Source organism: Tenacibaculum sp., assembly GCF_048269885.1.
Taxonomy (GTDB): domain Bacteria; phylum Bacteroidota; class Bacteroidia; order Flavobacteriales; family Flavobacteriaceae; genus Polaribacter.
Window position 1 is genome coordinate 1 of record NZ_JBLWTZ010000014.1, and the last position, 15,699, is coordinate 15,699.

General features: G+C 31.3%; 16 protein-coding genes. 4 read left to right on the top strand and 12 right to left on the bottom strand.

Annotation, left to right across the window (positions count from 1 at the left end; translation table 11 throughout):
• Together ACN0WY_RS11345 and ACN0WY_RS11350 are read left to right on the top strand one after the other, a co-directional pair.
• Positions 1 to 2,106, top strand: a 2,106-nt coding sequence (locus ACN0WY_RS11345) for an RHS repeat-associated core domain-containing protein (RefSeq protein ID WP_417800420.1), incomplete at its 5' end; no start/stop codon positions are given.
• On the top strand, positions 2,106 to 2,402 hold the full coding sequence (locus tag ACN0WY_RS11350) for a hypothetical protein (protein WP_330489558.1): 297 nt from the start codon (positions 2,106 to 2,108) through the stop codon (positions 2,400 to 2,402). The genes ACN0WY_RS11345 and ACN0WY_RS11350, both read left to right, overlap by 1 nt.
• A gap of 476 nt (positions 2,403 to 2,878) precedes the next feature.
• Here ACN0WY_RS11350 and ACN0WY_RS11355 read toward each other — a convergent pair whose 3' ends face one another.
• The gene (locus ACN0WY_RS11355; RefSeq protein WP_417800421.1) at positions 2,879 to 3,004 is read right to left on the bottom strand and encodes a hypothetical protein; all 126 of its coding nucleotides are present in this window, start codon (positions 3,002 to 3,004) and stop codon (positions 2,879 to 2,881) included.
• A gap of 294 nt (positions 3,005 to 3,298) precedes the next feature.
• Between ACN0WY_RS11355 and ACN0WY_RS11360 the strand changes: the two genes are divergently transcribed.
• Together ACN0WY_RS11360 and ACN0WY_RS11365 are read left to right on the top strand one after the other, a co-directional pair.
• Positions 3,299 to 4,396 carry an RHS repeat-associated core domain-containing protein gene (locus ACN0WY_RS11360; RefSeq protein ID WP_417800481.1) on the top strand — a complete coding sequence of 366 codons (1,098 nt, stop codon included), beginning with the start codon at positions 3,299 to 3,301 and terminating at the stop codon, positions 4,394 to 4,396.
• Entirely contained in the window at positions 4,396 to 4,896 is a 501-nt protein-coding gene (locus ACN0WY_RS11365; protein WP_417800422.1) for a hypothetical protein, read from the top strand. Before ACN0WY_RS11360 ends, ACN0WY_RS11365 begins: the two co-directional genes overlap by 1 nt.
• Before the next feature lie 111 nt (positions 4,897 to 5,007).
• Here ACN0WY_RS11365 and ACN0WY_RS11370 read toward each other — a convergent pair whose 3' ends face one another.
• From ACN0WY_RS11370 to ileS, 11 genes are all read right to left on the bottom strand, one after another.
• Positions 5,008 to 5,703, bottom strand: a complete 696-nt coding sequence (locus tag ACN0WY_RS11370) for a hypothetical protein (RefSeq protein WP_330489458.1) — start codon at positions 5,701 to 5,703, stop codon at positions 5,008 to 5,010.
• 12 nt (positions 5,704 to 5,715) lie between these two features.
• Positions 5,716 to 6,297: a hypothetical protein gene (locus ACN0WY_RS11375; RefSeq protein ID WP_330489457.1), complete on the bottom strand. Its 582-nt coding sequence runs from the start codon at positions 6,295 to 6,297 to the stop codon at positions 5,716 to 5,718.
• Positions 6,298 to 6,582: a PadR family transcriptional regulator gene (locus ACN0WY_RS11380; protein WP_417800423.1), complete on the bottom strand. Its 285-nt coding sequence runs from the start codon at positions 6,580 to 6,582 to the stop codon at positions 6,298 to 6,300.
• 171 nt (positions 6,583 to 6,753) lie between these two features.
• Positions 6,754 to 6,933 (bottom strand): helix-turn-helix domain-containing protein, encoded by a 180-nt coding sequence (locus ACN0WY_RS11385; protein WP_417800424.1) that lies wholly within the window; start codon positions 6,931 to 6,933, stop codon positions 6,754 to 6,756.
• 444 nt (positions 6,934 to 7,377) lie between these two features.
• On the bottom strand, positions 7,378 to 7,800 hold the full coding sequence (locus tag ACN0WY_RS11390; protein WP_330489454.1) for a hypothetical protein: 423 nt from the start codon (positions 7,798 to 7,800) through the stop codon (positions 7,378 to 7,380).
• A gap of 70 nt (positions 7,801 to 7,870) precedes the next feature.
• The gene (locus tag ACN0WY_RS11395; RefSeq protein WP_417800425.1) at positions 7,871 to 8,473 is read right to left on the bottom strand and encodes a DUF4230 domain-containing protein; all 603 of its coding nucleotides are present in this window, start codon (positions 8,471 to 8,473) and stop codon (positions 7,871 to 7,873) included.
• A 43-nt stretch (positions 8,474 to 8,516) separates the two neighbouring features.
• Positions 8,517 to 9,110 (bottom strand): lipoprotein signal peptidase, encoded by a 594-nt coding sequence (locus tag ACN0WY_RS11400; RefSeq protein ID WP_417800426.1) that lies wholly within the window; start codon positions 9,108 to 9,110, stop codon positions 8,517 to 8,519.
• A 125-nt stretch (positions 9,111 to 9,235) separates the two neighbouring features.
• Positions 9,236 to 11,131 carry a peptidase M61 gene (locus tag ACN0WY_RS11405; RefSeq protein WP_417800427.1) on the bottom strand — a complete coding sequence of 632 codons (1,896 nt, stop codon included), beginning with the start codon at positions 11,129 to 11,131 and terminating at the stop codon, positions 9,236 to 9,238.
• A gap of 75 nt (positions 11,132 to 11,206) precedes the next feature.
• Positions 11,207 to 11,854, bottom strand: a complete 648-nt coding sequence (locus tag ACN0WY_RS11410; RefSeq protein WP_330489450.1) for a hypothetical protein — start codon at positions 11,852 to 11,854, stop codon at positions 11,207 to 11,209.
• A 47-nt stretch (positions 11,855 to 11,901) separates the two neighbouring features.
• Entirely contained in the window at positions 11,902 to 12,279 is a 378-nt protein-coding gene (locus ACN0WY_RS11415) for a TraR/DksA family transcriptional regulator (RefSeq protein ID WP_121148680.1), read from the bottom strand.
• Positions 12,280 to 12,283: 4 nt separating this feature from the next.
• Positions 12,284 to 15,691, bottom strand: coding sequence for an isoleucine--tRNA ligase (gene ileS, locus ACN0WY_RS11420; RefSeq protein WP_417800428.1), 3,408 nt, complete (start codon positions 15,689 to 15,691; stop codon positions 12,284 to 12,286).
• Positions 15,692 to 15,699: the final 8 nt, after the last annotated feature.

Here is a 15,699-nt window from a genome sequence, read left to right on the forward strand (position 1 = left end):
ATTTATGTGTATTCTAAAAATGATGAATTAGAAACTACCGATATTGTAGAGAGTAAGCTAGATTTTTCTGGTAAAGTGTTAGAAACTAAAACTACCCATACAAAAGGAACCAATACTCCAATTGTAACCATAGATAGCTTTGAGTATGACCATATAGGAAGAATGACTAAGCAGACACAAAAAATAAATGCACAAGCTACAGAAACTATTGTAGCTAATGAGTATGACGAGTTAGGACAACTAAAAACAAAAAAGGTTGGTGGTACTTTACAAGAGGTAGATTATTCGTACAACATACGTGGTTGGTTAAAAAACATCAACGAAGATGGTAAAAATGACAACGATTTATTTAACTTTAGCATTCAATATAATCATCCTACGGATCCTTTGAAAGCACTGTATAATGGAAATATTGCTCAAACTAGTTGGAATACGTTAAATATAGATTCAAGTTCTAAAACATACACCTATAGCTACGACGCACTGAATAGACTATTAAGTGCCACAGGAGCTCCAAATACAAATTACAATGTATCAGGAATCACTTACGACAAGAATGGTAATATCAAAAACTTAACTCGAAACGGTTGGCAAAACAGTGCTACATTTACCAATATGGATAAGCTAGTCTATACTTATGATAATGGTAATAAACTTATCAAAGTACTAGACAACGGTAATGATAATTATGGATTTAAAGACGGTGCCAATACAACCACAGAATACACCTACGATGCCAATGGAAATATGAAAACGGATGCGAATAAGGGTATTACCAACATTACTTACAATCATCTAAACTTACCTATAAACGTAGCCTTAGCAGGCGGTACCATTACCTATACTTACGATGCTACGGGTAACAAACTAAGAAAAGTAGCCAACGGTACTACTACCGACTATGCGGGGAATTTCATTTATGAAAATGGTGTATTACAGTTTTTTAACCATGCAGAGGGTTATGTACAAAAAGATGCTAGCTCATTTAGCTATGTATACCAATACAAAGACCATTTAGGAAATGTACGATTATCATATACAGATAATAATAATGACGGTATTATCACTGCGAGTTCAGACCCGAGCACAACCGAAATTATAGAGGAAAGTAACTACTATCCTTTTGGTTTAAAACATAAAGGGTATAATGGAAATATTTCTTCAATTGGAAACTCTGTAGCTCAAAAGTTTGGGTATAACGGGAAAGAGTTAGAAGAAAGTTTAGGTTTAGATTTATATGAGATGGATATGCGCCAGTATGACCCCGCTATAGCTAGATGGACTTCAATAGACCCAGTTATTCATCATTCGATGAGTACCTATAATGCCTTTGACAATAATCCTGTTTTTTGGGCTGACCCTAGTGGAGCAGATGCTGTTCAAAATGAAAACGGTTGGACTTTTACAGGTGAGGATGCTGTAAATGTTTTTAACGCAGCAAAAGAGATTTATGGGTCTGGTCCTGGAGATGGTGATAAGAAGAAGAAAAAGAAGAAAAGCCAAAAGAAAGCTGTTAAAGATATGGGGACTGGAGAACTTTATGCTATGGCATATAATGGTTATGCAAGGACAGCTTATTCAAACGGGAATGACCCGTATAATCCAACAGATGCGGATATAGCCCAAAATGAAAGAGAAAAATCTGAAGCTGCATTTGAGCTTATGATGATTATTGATGGAGAATGGGTATTAGCGAGATTGGTTCAAGGTGGAAGATGGATTTATACGTCATTAAGATTAGGAAAAACAACAGCAACTATTGCTAGAGTAGGAAAAACAGGAAAGAAGGTGGTAGAAATGGGAATAGACAAGTTAAATGCTTTACATTCCGTACCAAGAGCTGGAAAAGGGGTAAATTATATTGATGATTTAGCTGAATTAATTTCTAAAAATGGTTACGATATTAATCAAGCTATCCCAGTTGTAAAGATGCCTAACGGTAGATTGGTTATATCTGGAGGACATCATAGAGTTGCTGCAATGAAAAAACTTGGAGAAAATACTATTCCTTCAGTAATGAGAAATTGGAATAACTTATCAAAAGCTGTTCAACAAAGATTATTAAATGGGCCGAATGGAGAGGCTTGGAAAAATTATTTAAAATAATGGAAAATTGGTATAAAGTTAGTAGGAGAAATAAAAGTGTTTGCGGAAATTGTGAAAAGTCTTTTGATGAACTAGGAAGTCTAGACCATCATAGTAGTTACTGCCCTAACTGTAATATTGAATGTATATGGTTTTATTTTGAAGAAGATAAAACATTACAAGTTATACCAAAGTATGCGCCAAAGGAGTTTGTTTTGTTTCTTAGATGGGCTCAAAAAGAACTTGATGAGTTAGAGTTTTTAGAACTAATTGTTTCATTTGAAGAAATAGCAAAATCATTAGCTAATGTTAAATAAAATGATGAATATTTAATATTAAGATGATTCTTAATAGTGAAGAGATATAGTTTAAACAAGCAAAAAGATGGACTTAGGTTCATCTTTTTGTTTTTGTAGAAGATTCTATTGGTAGTCTAATAGGTCTGAAATATGGACATCAAGAGCTTTGGCAATTTTGATAATTGCAATTATTGATAGTTTATTTTCACCTCTTTCTACTCTTCCCCCGCTCCCGCTAGTATTTACTAGTGGTAAGTAAGAGTAAGCAACTAGAAATTAAATTATTAAAATAATAGATAAAAACGAAGCCACAACAGTAATGTTGTGGTTTTGTTGTTTTTAGGAGTATGCTTTTTTTATTTTAGTATCTCTAATAAAGGGAATTATTTAAAAATGAAATGATTATTGAGTTTGTTGAAGTAGAGTTATACAAGGTAGTTTGAAATTGAATATTTTAAACTAGATTTAGAAAAGTAAGAGAGAAAATTTCTCTCTTACTTTTTATTAGCAATAGAAGTTCTTTGATAATAATGGTATTTTTGGCAATTGGTTTTTCTATTTTGTTGAATTCTGATTGCTTTTTCAGTAGAAAATCGTTGTGAGTAGATAGAAAAATCCATAGATTTTCCTTCAAAAGTTTGAATGGGTGTATTTGGTAGTGTAGTAAATTAGGTCATAAGTCAAATTATGACTATAAACAATTACAAATCAGTAATTAACAAGAATATTAGCTACTGGTTTTTCAAGTTCCTTGATATATTGTAAAAGTTAAAACTTCCTTAGAAACAAGTTCTCCCACTTCGGGGGAGTTAGAGGGGGCTTATGTATATCAATACAAAGACCATGTTGGAAATGTAAGACTATCTTATGCAGATATTAATAACGATGGAGCTATCACTCCAAGTACAGAGATTATAGAGGAAAAAAACTACTATCCTTTTGGTTTAAAACATAAAGGGTATAACAATGTAACTTCGTCTTTAGGAAACTCTGTAGCTCAGAAATTCAAGTATAATGGTATAGAGTTTGAAGAATCATTAAGGCTGGATTTATATGAGATGGATGTTAGGAGCTATGACCCAGCAATTGCTAGATGGACAACAATAGACCCAGTGACACATCATTCTATGTCTCCATATGTTGCCTTTGATAATAACCCGATTTATTTTGCTGACCCGTCAGGAGCAGATTCAGAATCATTTATAATGGATTTATTCAATAGGTCTTCTAATGGTGAAAAATGGACAAATAATAATAATGGTACTTTTTCTAGTAATAAAGGTCAAACAGCAGACTGTGATGAATGTCCAAAAGAAGGACAGCATAGAACAAAAGAAGTGAGAACTGTTAATGGTTTAGATGGAATGGGGGGAACTAATGTAGTTAATCAGTTTTATCACTCTGGAGGGTTGAATGGCTCAAAAGCAGGATGGTATTCTACTAGGGAATATATGAGCATAATAAAACCTGTAGCAGTTGAATTAGCAGGTCAAAATTTAACATTTAGTGGAAGTGTTGAATGGTTTAATAATACAGATGCTACAGATAATGTTGCTTATATAATAGGAGCTTGGGCTGCAAAACTTAATCAAATAGCAAATAGGAAAAGTACAGGAGCTGTAACGCCTCTATATTTTTCTTCTCCATTTTTTGCTCCTTCAGCATTCATGAAGTTTTCTCAAATGAGTAAAACTTCTAAATTTGCTTTTTGGTCTGGTAGAGGAACAGAGCAGGCAGCTATAAATGCTGGTTACAAAGTAATTGGGCAAACAAGAGCTGGTCAAAATTTAATAAATTTGACATCAACAATGAAATATGAAGTTGGTTCACAGGCATATAATTTTTGGGGTAGAATTTCATCTACTTTAGCTAATAGTGTGCCAAGAGGAGGTACTGCAAATGTGTTTTTAACTAGAAGAGCGGTTAATAATCCTACTAGTGTATGGAATGTGTTTGAAAAACCTATTTTAATTCAAAATAAAGTTAAAATTAAATATAATTGGGTAGACTAATGAAAGAAGAAAAAACTATTATTGAACTTTATAATGAAATAATTCCTCCTAATAATTATGAATTTAGGAGAGATTTTGACAATACTGAATTAGTGAATAGCCTCTCTGAAGAAAACAAAACTTTAATTGAAAACTTATTAATTAAAGATTTAGAAAACAATGAGGATATTTTATTGATTGAAACTTTAGCTAAAATTGGTTCAAAAAAATCAGTAGAATTAATAAAGAAAAAGCTTATAAATAATAAGAACTTAAATGAGCGAATCATTATCTCCTATTCTATTTATTTTTTAACAAAAGATACAGATATGATTCGAGAAGCCTATGAATCATTTTTGAAAATTGATGATAAATACTCTAAAGTAAGTATGTTTTATTATCTGGCAAAATTCAACGTGTTAGAAATCAAAAATTTAATAAGTAGATTTGTTGAAGATGAAGATTTTCTTGTGTCATATAATGCTAAAAGAGCTATAGAGACTATAAAGCTTGATAATTAAAACATTGACAATGATAGCTTCAGTAAAAAAGAATGCACCAAATGCTACTGTAGAAGATAATTCTTAGTAGTGAAGTAACATATTAAAATAAGCAAGAAGATGGACTTAAGTTCATCTTCTTGTTTTTTGAGTTTCTTCTAAATAAATATTTTCTAAAACCCTTATTAAAAGATATTTATTTTTTCTTCTTTGAATTATAAAATCACGTATTGTAAACTCAACATAAAGTATCATAAGTAAAGTCAATAAAATTATTCCCCCTATAATTCTAAAACTTTCAAAAAAATCTTTCATGTTTGAAGCATAATTGCTAAAACCTCCTAAAAATGCTCCAAGGTAAACACCAGAAAAAAGAATAATTGAATTAAAAACTACTGCGTAAGTATAATGATTACTCTTGGTTTCTTTTTTTAAGCATTCAATAATGAAAAGTAAATTCTTATCATTAATTTTAATACTCTTTTTCAATTCTTTTTTTATAATTTTTTTTCTAATCTTAATTAAAGTATTACTATCCCATTCTCCTTTATTTGAAAGGGCGAACTTGTAATTTTTCTTGATGATTTTATCATTCTTTTTAGACATGTAAATGCTAGATATTAGCATTAAAATGCCCCCCATAATAGCATAAGAAGAATTTTTTACATCATAGCTTGTATAAATCCAATGAATAATTAGTGTCAAGCCTATTAATGCTAGCACTAGGCTAATTATAGCCCAGTTTAATTTGTATTTTGAATAAACTAATTTCCAAAAAGTTATTTTTTTCTTTAGTTGAATAATATCTTCTATACAATTAACTGACATATTATTTCTTAATTAATCTTTATTAGATTGTTCTTTGTTTGGATAAAAATATCCTTTTAGTTTAAAAAAGAAGGCGTGATACACTACTGAGGCTATATGCAATAAAACAATGAAAGTTATATATAATTTAGAGCAATTATCTGTTTTCATATCCGATATTATACACTGTAAATCAGATATAAATTCAGCTCTTGAAGATTTAGGTATAATAACTAAAAGATACTTAAATTTGTTTATGAAAGGTTTCTTTTTATTCGATATGTTAAATTTGATTTTTTCATTTTCATCACTAAATAACATCTTAATAACTTTAGCATGATTACTATTAGTAATATTATTATCAACAAAGTGAATGAATGTATCGTTATTAATAAATTCTTTTTCTCTTAGTTTTATAAAAATATCCAGTCGATTCATTAAATCTTCTTTATCCTCATTACCATTGATTTCATAAACTTCTAGATAACCTGTTAACTTGACCTTTACTTTAAATTTTAAATTATCTTTTGAAAATAATACAGATTTATTATTAAGGTTTTCAACTACAAATCCTAAGCTCTTAAAATCACTTATATAATCATTTATCGTTTTCAATTAAGCTAATTTTAATATTGAAGCTAATTGAGATTTAGCTTGTTCAAAAACTTTCTCTCCTTGCCCAGTTATTTTGTAGTATTTTCTTCTTCCTCCTTGCCCCGTATCTTCTCCCCATTTACTTTCAACATATCCCTTTCTTTCCATACTTTTTAGAGTGTTATATAAACTTCCTAATAGTATTTTTTTACCTAATTCTTTCAGAATTTGATAGCCGTACATATCATCTATCTCAAGTACAGATAATATTTTTATTTCTTGTAATGTTAGGTTGTGATTTCCCATTTAACAATGTTATTACTCTACTAATATAATTAATTTAATAATAATATACTGAGAATTTTTTATAACTAATTTTTCATTAAAGGAAAATCACAAAATACTATCGAAGCAATAAGTTGTTAATAAACAAGATGAAGAGCGGAGGTTGTAATGATGAAAAAGAATAATTATCTATTAATCTTTCCTGTCAAAAGACAATAGTTCAGAAGTAGTCATTTCAAAAGCATCAGCAATTCTTTTTAGCATAGAAACTTTCATTTCTTGCTTTCCTAGCTCATATTTTCTGAGATTTTGACCATCAATTCCAGCTTTATAAGCTCTTCCCCCGCTCCCGCTAGTATTTACTAGTGACAAGTAAGAGTAAGCAACTAGAAATTAAATTATTAAAATAATAGATAAAGACGAAGCCACAACAGTAATGTTGTGGTTTTGTTGTTTTTAAGAGTAGGCTTTTTTTGTTTTAGTATCTCTAATAAAGGCAATGCTATCTACGAGATGTCTTTACGAATAGTTGTTCCTTATAAGAAAATTATTTAAAAATGAAATGATTACTGAGTTTGTTGAAGTAGAGTTATACAGGGTAGTTTGAAATTGAATATTGTAAAATAAATTTAGAAAAGTAAGAGGGAAATTTTCTATCTTACTTCATATTAGCAATAGAAGTTCTTTGATAGTAATGGCATTTTTGGCACTTGGTTTTTCTATTTTGTTGAATTCTGATTGCTTTTTCAGTAGAAAATCGTTGTGAGTAGATAGAAAAATCCATGGGTATCCAGATTAGCAGTTAATCTAAATAATTTAGCTAGTAGTATGGTGCATAAAAATAAATGAAGCGATTTCTTTGGTTGATAAAAGACCGTAGTTTTCAGGAAAATATATATAATCACTTGCTTGATTGCAATTAATATTATTATCTATGATTTCCATATAGAAATGTTCGTTTACATCATTATTTCTAATTCTATTCACAATTTCAATTAATTCAAGTTCAGTTATATCTTTAATATTCATTGAAGGTATTTGAGCAGAATCATTTGAAAACTTCGCTATAGATTCATACTTTCTGAAAGTAGAAAAATATTGCAAATCATAATTCCTATTGGTAAATTCATTGAAATCTGCTATTAAATTATCTACGTTGATTTTTTTTAGAATCCCTTCTTCAATAGTCTTTATTTTCTCTGATACTACCTGAATTCTTTCCTGTGTTGCATTTGGCAATAAAGAATTTCTTAATTTCATTTTTTTTTTGAAAAGTAACGGATTAGTAATATTACAGAAATGAATGAGATTACTCTTTTAAAATTAAAGGCTCCAACATTCTTGAATTTGTATTGTCTACCACTTTCCAATTGTAAATTTTAGAGAGTTGGTAAATCTTCGATAACTCTTCAAATAAACGAGTTTTAGCATCTTTCTGTAATCGAGACACGGTAATTGTCGATTGAATCTTTTCAATCGCTTTAGCGTTGAGTTTATTTAGTTCTTGCTTCGAAAAAGTATTAAACTGACTCTGTTGTAAATCGAAATACTTTATGTCTGGGGAAATGAGTATTTCTTCTTTTGGAATTTTATTGATGATGATTTGTTTTCCTACACTATCTATTTGAATTTCTAATTCCGATAAATCATATCCCACCTCAACCTTAGCATTTACTGAGAGCATTGCTTTCTTTTCAAAGGTAACATATCCATAGAAATACTTTTTTGCATCTGTAAAGCTATACATTTCAGAAAAATTCCCTTCTGAAACTACTAGTTTACTTAAGTTTTGAATTCCGTTTAAAACCACTTGAATCTCTTCTTGTTCGTGCTTTTCTTCTTTCTTTTCGTACCAAAATTTTGCAATTAAAAATCCCAACACAAAAACAGCAACATATTTTAATAAACGCATTGTTCTCTTTTTCTATAAAGATAGGAAAAGTATCTAAAGTGTTTTACGAAACTTGTTTTGTTTCTTTTTCTTCTTTAGGGAATGCTTGTTTATTAAAAACAAACAACAACGCCACTCCTATAGTAATCCAAGAATCTGCTCCATTAAAAATAGCGTTGAAAAAGGTAAAATTTTCACCTTCATAAATAGGAAAATACAGCATATCTACTACTTTCCCATGAAATAGTTCTCCATAAGGATTCTCTGAAAAAAGGGTTGCAACATTATGATAAGAAGAATCAAAAATTACCCCATAAAAAACAGAATCGATGATATTTCCTACTGCACCTGCTAAAATTAATGCAATCGCAATAATAACGGCTGTATGTGTTTTTCGCTTGATAGATTGCCATAACCAATACACAATCCCAGTAACCGCAACAACTCTGAATAAAGTTAAAAATAATTTCCCTGCTTTACCACCAAATTCAAAGCCCCACGCCATTCCATTATTTTCAGTAAAATGGATTCTGAACCAATCGTTAAAAACAACTACTTCTTCTCCTAGCTGAAAATGTGTTTTGATGTAAATTTTGCTAATTTGATCAATTAAAATTGCCAGAATTACGGTAAGTATTGCGATGTGTTTTTTAGACATTTTTTTTATTTAATGGAAACAAAAATAAGAAAACTATTTTTATGTTTTCTTTCTGGTTTATAGAAAGAAAAAGACCAATAAACTTTTAGTCATATTGGTCTTAACTTATACAGATAAAAAGAAAACTACCCTTTTAACCAAGCTTTTCTTAGTTCTTTTTGTTGTTGCGTTGCATTCGAATTATCTTTTAAACTAGTTCCTTTTGTATATGATTGAGTTAAGGTTGTTTTAATAACTACCTCTTTACCATCTCTTTCTAATTTCACCTCAACTTCATTTCCTGGTTGCCACATAAACATTTTAGTAAAAACCTGATTGGCATTTTCCATAGTTACTGGGGTTCCGTCTACTTCTTTAATAGCATCGTTTGACTGTGCTCCGTTTTCTGCCCAAAAACTATTGTCTTTTACTGCTTCTGTAAATCGGATTGTTTTTGTGTCTTTATCTCCTCTAACAATTATAGCCCCATTGTTTTGGATGTAATTTGTTTTTACTTTGGATGCATCTAGTACCAACCCTGCTTTAGCAAAAAACTCATTATAATTAATAGGGGTTCCTTTTACTACATGCGTATTTAAAAATTCACCTATTGACGGATACGTCATTTCAGTAATTTCTTCAATTAACTTATCGTCTTCAAACGGCTTATTTTTTCCATATTTTAACGATAATTCTTTCATTAATGATAATACTCCTCTGTTTCCATTACTTTCTTCACGCATTAAAATATCGATACACATCCCTATCAAAGCTCCTTTTTGATAAACATTATAGTACTGAGAAGCATACGGTTCTTCCAATACATTTTCGCTCATCTTTGTAAAACTCATAGCGTCGTTCATAGAAGATGCCGTTTTAATTTTACCCATAATTTTACTGTAAAATTCATCTTCTGTTACCAAACCTTGATTTACTTGAAATAATGTAGCAAAGTATTCTGTAATTCCTTCATACATCCATAAATGTTTTGAGAATGTTGGTTGATTGTAATCGAAATAATGTACGTCTTCTGAATGTACACTTAACGGAGTTACGATATGGAAAAACTCATGAGATACTACATCAATCATACTTTTTGCCAATGCTTCATCAGGCATTGCTTCTGGTAACACTACTACTGTTGATGTATGATGTTCTAAAGCCCCAAATCCTTTAGGCGCTTTTTCAGTTCCGTCAGATAAGTATAAATAAATATCGTAGCGCGCTGTACTGTTAATACTTCCTAAATATGCTTTTTGTGCTTGCATCATTTTCTCCATAACTTTCTTAAGCTTTTCAGCTGAGTGCTTCTTATTTGGAGAGTATACACTTAATACAATTTTAATATCACCTACTTTAAACTCTTCAACATCTAATTCTCCATAAAACATAGGATTATCGGTAATATCAAAATAACGTGGTGCAAAATAACTCGACGTTAAAGTTGAACCATCTTCACTTGTTTTTGTTCCTACTTCTTGCAAAGCAGAAGTTCTTTTAAAATTAGCAGGAGAAACAACATCTAACTTATATTGGTTGTTTTTTAACGAATCAAAATACCCTACAAATCCGTGAAGGTTCAGTACATAGTTAGTAGACTCAATATTGGTTCCTGCAGGTGAAAATGGAGTTTCTCCTCCAATTCCTCCTGAAACTTCCATATCAAAAGTATCGTTTACCAAATAAGTTACTTTATCTAATTTTTGGGCATTGGTAATTTCCCATGTATTGGTGTCAACTTTTGTAGCTTCTAATTCGTTTCCTTCATAATCTAAGGCTTTAAAACTATCTACATATTTACCAAAATCACTTACAGAATAAGTTCCTTGAACTACTCTTGGCAATCGATAGGTTACTTTGTCAACTGTAAACCTCCCTGGGTTAATTGTTACAGGTACTTTATCATTATCTACTTTTGTTAAATCTAGAGTTGTTACAATTGGAGCTTGGGCAGCTAAATCGTTTGTTGTCTTTTTGGTAGAATTACAGCTTGTTAATAGCAATGCTGCAATGGCTGCTGTGGTTAGTATACTTTTATTCATTTCTTAGTTTTTAATTAACCATTAGACAAAATGATGCTTCATTTGTTACGTCTAATTATTATAAATTTTTGTTAATTACTTTAATTCAATATTCATATTTGCATGAATTGAATTTATGGTAAGTTTTTTAAAAGTTGATGAGTTTTCTTGAGAGAACGGAGATTCTTTTTTTTCTCCATTTATAAGAATTGTTCCATGATTAGTTTTTAAATCTAATTTATATTTTGAAAGAACCTGTGCAAAAACGTTTCCCTGAAAAAGACGGATATTTGAATTTCCTTGAACAGTATTTAATTTTATATTTCCTCTTTCTATATAAATATTTACATCTCCCTTATAACTTTTTGAAGTTACTCCAATAGTTTTTCCATGAATGTCTAAATGCTTGTTTTTAGGAACCTTTATAATAGCCCTAGCTCGCTCTAGCCTCCTCGTTATGTATTTTCGAAAGACTTCTTTTTTTAATGTTGGAATATTTAATTCAAATGTTATTCTAAGAACATCTCCTTGCTTTTTAAACAGTAGGTTATGGGTATGTGGATTTTCATCAAGTAAAATTACTTCTAGCTCGTTACTCTTTGAATTTTCTACTACAAGATCGTCTAAGCCGTAAGTAACGACTTCGAGTTCATTTACGAACATTTCTCTTTTCTGTATTATTTTTTCTTGACAGTAAAGAAGTTGAACACTTATTAGAACAAGTAGTAATAGGATTTTTTTCATATAAAAAAAGCCTCTAAAAGAGGCTCTATTTATTTTAACTTTGAAAGTTATTGTTTTCGTTTTGCTTCAATACTTAAAGTAGCATGTGGTACTAACTTTAAACGTTCTTTTTGAATTAGCTTACCTGTAACTCTACAAATACCATAGGTTTTATTTTCAATGCGAACTAAGGCATTTTTTAAATCGCGAATAAACTTTTCTTGACGAATGGCTAACTGCATGTTTGCTTCTTTAGCCATCGTATCAGACCCTTCTTCAAAAGATTTAAATGTTGGCGACGTATCATCGGTTCCGTTATCAGAACCGTTTTTATATGAGGCTTGTAGCAATCTTAAATCTTCTTCAGCTTTTTCAATTTTCTTTTGAATGATTTCCTTAAACTCTAGTAAATCACTATCTGAATATCTTATTTTAACATCATCCATAATGCTATATTTTTTCAATTAACATTCTACTTTTAATGGTATCAAACTCAATTTCTGTACCATTTTTTAAATCATCAACAAAAACTAATTCATTTGTCAATGTCTCTGCTTTAATGTAGTTTTCATTTGCCAATACCGATTCTCTTAAATCATCAGCCTGTAAAATGGTTAATTTTATTTTATCGGTTACTTCTAAACCTGTGTCTTTTCGTGCGTTTTGAATTCTATTAACTAATTCTCTTGCCACACCTTCTTTGCGTAATTCGTCGTTTATTGTAACATCTAAAGCTACGGTTAACCCTTCTGCATTGGCTACCAACCACCCTTCGATATCTTTCGATGAAATCTCCACATCAGCGGTTCCTAAAGTAATCATTTTATCGTTAATTTCCACAGAAATTTCACCTTCTTTTTCTATTTTAATGATATCCTCTTGTGTAAAGCCTTGTATCTTATTAGCTATCAACTTCATATCCTTACCAAATTTAGGCCCTAAAGCTTTAAAGTTTGGCTTGATTTGTTTTACTAAAATTCCTGAAGCATCGTCTAATAACGTTATTTCCTTAACGTTAACTTCTGATTTTATTAAGTCGGCCACCGCTAAAATTTCTTCTTTTTGAGTAGCATCTAATACAGGAATCATGATCTTTTGTAATGGTTGACGTACTTTAATTTTCTCTTTAGCTCTTAAAGACAATACCAATGAAGAAATAGTTTGTGCATTTTCCATTTTACGCTCTAACGACTTATCTACTAAATCAGCATTGTATTTAGGAAACTCTGCTATATGTACGCTTTCAAAACTTTCTTTTCCTGTAGCTTTTATTAAATCCTTATACAAACGATCCATAAAGAAAGGCGCTACTGGAGAACCTAATTTGGCTACCGTTAACATACAAGTATATAACGTTTGGTATGCAGAGATTTTATCTTGTGCATACTCTCCTTTCCAAAAACGTCTTCTACATAAACGTACATACCAGTTACTTAAGTGATCTTGTACAAAATCAGAAATTGCTCTGGTAGCTTTGGTAGGCTCATATTCTGCATAAAATTTATCTACTTTTTGAACTAAGGTATTTAATTCAGATAAAATCCAACGATCGATTTCTGGTCGTTCATGAATCGCTATTTCAGCTTCACTATACGTAAAGTTATCAATATTAGCATATAATGAAAAGAATGAATAGGTATTGTATAAAGTTCCGAAGAATTTACGTTTTACCTCTTCTATTCCTGCCAAGTCAAACTTTAAGTTATCCCAAGGGTTTGCATTTGATATCATATACCAACGTGTGGCATCCGGACCATATTCAGACAACGTGGTAAACGGATCTACCGCATTTCCTAAACGCTTTGACATTTTTTGTCCGTTCTTATCTAATACTAATCCGTTAGACACTACATTTTTATACGCTACAGAATCAAACACCATTGTTCCGATAGCATGTAACGTATAGAACCATCCACGAGTTTGATCTACTCCCTCTGCAATAAAATTAGCTGGATAACTTTCTTTATGATCTATGAATTCTTTGTTTTCGAATGGGTAATGCCATTGTGCATATGGCATAGAACCCGAATCGAACCATACATCAATCAAATCACTTTCACGCTTCATTGGTTTCCCTGAAACAGAAACTAAGATAATTTTATCTACTACATTTTTGTGTAAGTCGATGTTATCGTAGTTATCTTCTGACATGTTTCCTACTTCAAAATCAGCAAAAATATCTTCAGTCATCATTCCGGCTTCAATTGCTTTTGCAATTTCTTCTTTTAATTCAGCTACAGAACCAATACAGATTTGCTCTGTTCCGTCTTCAGTACGCCAAATTGGTAGTGGAATTCCCCAAAAACGAGAACGCGACAAGTTCCAATCATTCGCATTTTTTAACCAGTTCCCAAAACGTCCTTCTCCAGTAGATTTTGGTTTCCAATTGATGGTTTCGTTTAAATCAAACATTTTATCCTTGACATCGGTTACCTTGATAAACCAAGAATCTAATGGATAATATAAAATTGGTTTATCGGTACGCCAACAGTTTGGATAACTGTGTACATATTTCTCTACCTTAAAAGCTTTGTTTTCTTCTTTTAATTGAATTGCTAACTCTACATCTACCGATTTTTCTGGAGCTTCACCATCAGCATAGTACTCGTTCTTCACATATTTACCCGCAAATTCTCCCATTTCTGGACGAAATTTCCCTTGTAAATCTACTAATGGAACCGGATTCTCATTTTCATCTAACACCAACATTGGCGGCACTTCTGGAGTTGCTTGTTTTGCAACTAACGCATCATCTGCACCAAACGTAGGTGCTGTGTGTACAATACCTGTACCGTCTTCGGTAGTTACAAAATCTCCTGAAATTACTCTAAACGCATTTTCTGGATTTTGATATGGTAAAGCAAATGATAGTAATTGCTCGTATTTAATACCTACCAAGTCTTTTCCGATAAATTCTTTTACAATTATATAAGGAATTTGCTTATCTCCTTCAACGTAGCTTGCTAATTCCGCTACATCTTCTACTTGATTAAACTTCTTCCCAGCAAATTGTTTTGCTACTAAGTTTTTAGCCAACACTACTTGAATTGGCTCAAAGGTGTATTGGTTGAATGTTTTAACTAAAACGTATTCTATTTTTGGCCCAACCGTTAATGCTGTATTCGATGGAAGTGTCCATGGTGTAGTTGTCCAAGCTAAAAAGTGTACCTCTCCATCAACTTGTAAAAAGTCCGGTAAGGTTTCTTTTATCGTTTTAAATTGAGCTACTACTGTAGTATCTGTAACGTCTTGATACGTTCCTGGTTGATTTAACTCATGCGAACTTAATCCTGTTCCTGCTTTTGGTGAATATGGCTGGATTGTATATCCTTTGTATAACAAATCCTTATTATAGATTTGTTTTAACAACCACCAAACCGATTCCATATATTTTGGTTTATAGGTTATATATGGATCTTCCATGTCTACCCAATATCCCATTTTTTGAGTTAGGTCATTCCAAATATCGGTATAACGCATTACCGCCTTTTTACATGCTTCGTTGTATTCTTCAACGGTAATTTTAGTTCCAATATCTTCTTTGGTAATTCCTAATTCTTTTTCAACCCCCAATTCCACAGGTAACCCATGCGTATCCCAACCTGCTTTACGCTTAACTTGGTATCCTTTTTGGGTTTTATAACGACAAAAAATATCTTTAATGGCACGTGCCATTACGTGGTGAATTCCTGGTAAACCGTTTGCTGAAGGTGGTCCTTCAAAAAACACAAATGGTTCGTTTCCTTCACGTGTAGTAATACTTTTTTCAAAGATGTTGTTTTCCTCCCAATAGTTTAATATTTCTTCTGCTACTTTTGGTAAATCCAATCCTTTGTATTCAGTAAACTTCTTACTCATTTTGTCGG